This window comes from Zobellella taiwanensis, from assembly GCF_003012795.1.
Classification (GTDB): domain Bacteria; phylum Pseudomonadota; class Gammaproteobacteria; order Enterobacterales; family Aeromonadaceae; genus Oceanimonas; species Oceanimonas taiwanensis.
This window is the reverse complement of sequence record NZ_PXYH01000080.1, coordinates 1-255: the sequence shown is the minus strand read 5'-3', so window position 1 is coordinate 255 and position 255 is coordinate 1. Positions and strand designations below refer to the sequence as shown.

Sequence of the window (255 nt, the reverse complement as noted above, 5' to 3'; positions counted from 1 at the left end):
GAGGAACAGAAATCAACCGAGATTCCGTTAGTAGCGGCGAGCGAACGCGGACCAGCCCTTAAGCAGCTTGAGTGATAGTGGAACGGTCCTGGAAAGGCCGGCGATACCGGGTGATAGCCCCGTACACGAAATGGCTCTTGCTGTGAAATCGAGTAGGACGGGACACGTGATATCCTGTCTGAACATGGGGGGACCATCCTCCAAGGCTAAATACTCCTGACTGACCGATAGTGAACCAGTACCGTGAGGGAAAGG

At 54.5% G+C, this 255-nt stretch carries 1 rRNA gene; it reads left to right on the top strand.

The window, feature by feature from the left end:
• Positions 1-255 (top strand): 23S ribosomal RNA (locus tag C7I36_RS17005); the annotation flags it as partial.